Source organism: Peptostreptococcus sp. MV1, from assembly GCF_000758885.1.
Classification (GTDB): Bacteria; Bacillota; Clostridia; order Peptostreptococcales; family Peptostreptococcaceae; genus Peptostreptococcus.
In genome coordinates, this window is the sequence record NZ_JRNB01000104.1 from 1 (window position 1) to 3,039 (window position 3,039).

At 34.6% G+C, this 3,039-nt stretch carries 4 protein-coding genes and 1 pseudogene; all 5 read right to left on the bottom strand.

Annotation, left to right across the window (positions count from 1 at the left end; translation table 11 throughout):
- Positions 1-110: 110 nt before the first annotated feature.
- Positions 111-548: pseudogene (locus tag HMPREF1639_RS07490) on the bottom strand (type IV secretory system conjugative DNA transfer family protein); the annotation flags it as partial.
- Complete coding sequence (locus tag HMPREF1639_RS07495; protein WP_052045471.1) at positions 484-1,017, bottom strand: PcfB family protein; 534 nt, start codon at positions 1,015-1,017, stop codon at positions 484-486. The pseudogene HMPREF1639_RS07490 and the gene HMPREF1639_RS07495, both read right to left, overlap by 65 nt.
- The gene (locus HMPREF1639_RS07500) at positions 1,014-1,865 is read right to left on the bottom strand and encodes an ATP-binding protein (protein ID WP_036765078.1); all 852 of its coding nucleotides are present in this window, start codon (positions 1,863-1,865) and stop codon (positions 1,014-1,016) included. The genes HMPREF1639_RS07495 and HMPREF1639_RS07500 overlap by 4 nt, the downstream gene beginning before the upstream one ends.
- On the bottom strand, positions 1,862-2,632 hold the full coding sequence (locus HMPREF1639_RS07505) for a replication initiator protein A (RefSeq protein ID WP_036765081.1): 771 nt from the start codon (positions 2,630-2,632) through the stop codon (positions 1,862-1,864). The genes HMPREF1639_RS07500 and HMPREF1639_RS07505 overlap by 4 nt, the downstream gene beginning before the upstream one ends.
- Positions 2,633-2,719: 87 nt before the next feature.
- On the bottom strand, positions 2,720-3,001 hold the full coding sequence (locus HMPREF1639_RS07510) for a CD1845 family protein (protein ID WP_036765085.1): 282 nt from the start codon (positions 2,999-3,001) through the stop codon (positions 2,720-2,722).
- Positions 3,002-3,039 lie beyond the last annotated feature (38 nt).

The window sequence follows — 3,039 nt, forward strand, 5'->3', positions numbered from 1 at the left end:
TCACGACTTAAACGCTCATAAAGGGCTGTTTGTCCTGTTCTTTTCATATTTGACATGAGAATTACCTCCTTTCCAAGTTTTTATTATTTTCTCTGTCCCTAAGAGGTTAATCCTTTAGGATCTGTAACACAATATGAAGAGTGCATTTGCATTAGGTTCGGTTTTACATAAAATCGAGTTTTCCCACTTCCTGATCCACCGATTACAAGTACATTTTTGTTTCTTGCATACTTTGGATTGGCAGGTCTGCCATTCATTGTCAGTCGTTCGGTTTGTGTCAGCAAGATATTGTTTTGGAACTTTTCATCCATGTACGGCTCAATATCTTTTTTCGTGCCCCATCTTGCTGAACCATATTCTTTACCCTGCCTAAACTTTTTTGCATTTTTACCTTTGGTATAGACAATGAATTTGATTAAGGCGGCTACTCCTGCACCCATTAAAATATCCGTAGGATGAACGCTTGGAAGGAAGCTCATCGTGTTAATCTCCAATATTCCCTGAAAGATTTTGTCGATAATATCGCCTCCTATATAGGCTCTGCTCCTTTTGCTTATTCTTGATTTTATCTTTAGAAACAGAGTTTTTAGCCATCTCCTTGAACTTCTCAATATTCTTGTGAATGGACTCTTTCCTTTCCGTTTTCTTTTCTGATTCTGAAAGGGCGTGCTTAAATGCTTTGTCCATCACTTTCATATCTTTCGCTTGAAAGAATACTGAGTATTTACCTGATTCTTTATCTTTCATTACCGAAAACTTAACTCCATATCTGTTCAGTTCTTTTTTCAGTTCCTTCAATTCTGTTTCTTCTACTGGTATCTCTTCAAGCTGTCCCTTTTTAACCATATCTTTTAGTTTTACTTCATTCCCTTTACTCCCAACGAACTTTTCAAGTCCACCGATTTTTTCTGATTCTTTCAGTAACTTCCTTATCAAATCCAAAAGTATCTTGCCTGTTACTTTGCCAGCTCTCACTTCCATGTTGAGCGTTTTTCTTGCAATTTCTTCATTGATCAAGTCCTTTCACCTCCATTCAGTAATCTATCTTTATTGCGAGTTAGCTTATCTCTTTGAATAAACTTTCTGAAATCCTCGCCTACAACCATAACGGGAATACACATTTCAATAATTCTTGAATAGATTCTTTGATATTCAACACTGTCCTTGCAGTTTTGAATTGTGTCGTAGGAAAGATTTGTTGTGAAAATTGTTGGTTTCTGTTTTAGGTACCTGCTATTGACAATGTTATATACCTGCTCTTTAGCATAGCTTGTATCCCTTTCAATTCCCAAGTCATCTAAGATAAGAACGGAAGTATTTACAAGGGATTCAATATATGCGTTTTTATCAAAGTCAAAGCTGCTTTTTTGAAGTTCATTGATAATCTGTGCGAAATTTCTAATCTTAACACTTATTTGATACTGTTCAATAAGGCTATTTGCAATGGAGCAGGCAAGATAGGTCTTTCCGCTTCCTACAGAGCCGTAAAAGAGAAGTCCGATATTTTCTTTTTTCATTTTCTCATAATCTTCTACAAAATTCTTTGCAATCATGAGGCTTTGGTTTTCTTCTCCCTGATAATTTTCAAAGGTATATGACCACTGAATAACAGAGTTAAAGCAGCTACTCTTTAATCGCTCTACATCCAGCTGCTTTTGTCTTTCTTTTTCTTTTGCTTCTCTATTTCTATCGCATTTACAAGCAGTCTTAAATATCATCTGCTTTCCGAAAAACTCTAATGCTTTCCCATCTTTTCTTTCATCACACACTTTACAGTAGGCATGTCCGTCCTTGATATATTCTTTTTCAGGATCAAAGCTATATTCCACATCTTCTATCATCACTTTTTTTAATACCTTATTCATAGATGTACTCCTTTGTTATATTCCTCCCATGTAGGGATATTGGATTTTTTCTTACTTCTCTGATCTTTATAAAACCAAGAAAGGATTGTCGCTTTATGGTCTTTATATGTCTTTCCAGTACTTTGAAGATAGGTTGATAATCTCTCAATGTAGTTATCAAGCTCTCCTGCCATTTTTATTTGTAATTCGCCTATATCCTCATTCTTTAAAAAAACATTTTGAAATGTTCCAAGTCCGTTTTCCCCAAAACTATATTCTCTCTTACTATACTTACTCTTATTATTCTCTATATAGTTAGAGTCAACATTTTTAACTTCCTGAAGTTCATTTTCTTTACTTCTGAGGTCAACATCTTTTACTTCTGAAGTAAAGTTTTTTGACTTCTGAAAGTCATTTCCTTTTGCTTGAAATACACTCATAAAGTCTTTTACATAAATGATATTAGGTTTTCCAAGTCCAAGCCTTACTCTTTCAATCAGTCCGATTCCTTTTTTACTATCTAACTCATCCAATGTTTTTATGGCAGTTGGCTTTGAGATATTTCTTCTTCTCATAATTTCTTCAACGGTAAAATAGATAAATACTCTATTTTCTTTGTCTATCCAGTTATTCTTAAAAGATATTCCCGTTCGTTTTAGAAGCATGGAATAAAGGATAATTGCTTCCGCTGACAACCCCTTAAATTCTTCTCCATCAACTAATATCTCCGGTACTTTAAGAAAATTAAATCTCTCTGCTTCTCTGTTATAGAAATAGTCAAAGTCCATCGCTTCACCTCCTTCCTTAAAATTTGCAAAGAAAAAGACGATAGTTTTTTCTCTATCGCCTTTGGTTACCATTTTGTATGAAATTTTTTAGATTGATCTTATGTCTTCATTGATTCCCTGAAAGAATGCTATAACGGTTGCTCCAATCATCGGTATTCCGTATGGACTAACTAAAAATCCGATAATCAATGCTTCGATTCCGATGGTAACTTCTTTTTGTAAGAAAGATGCTATTGCTCCAAATATGCAAAACATCATCAGCAAATATAGCAGTGCCGTCCCTATTCCGAGTAAGAATGTCAGAAAGGCAGTGAGAATACTAAGCAGAAAGCTGATTGGGAAAAAGATTATTTTTACCAAAATTGCAATATCAATTTGTACACTTTTTTGTCCTTCCTGCCAAAATA

Coding starts and splice junctions, on each gene's coding strand:
- HMPREF1639_RS07500 (WP_036765078.1), bottom strand. CDS start 1,865: ATGAATAAGGTATTAAAAAAAGTGATGATAGAAGATGTGGAATATAGC.
- HMPREF1639_RS07505 (WP_036765081.1), bottom strand. CDS start 2,632: ATGGACTTTGACTATTTCTATAACAGAGAAGCAGAGAGATTTAATTTT.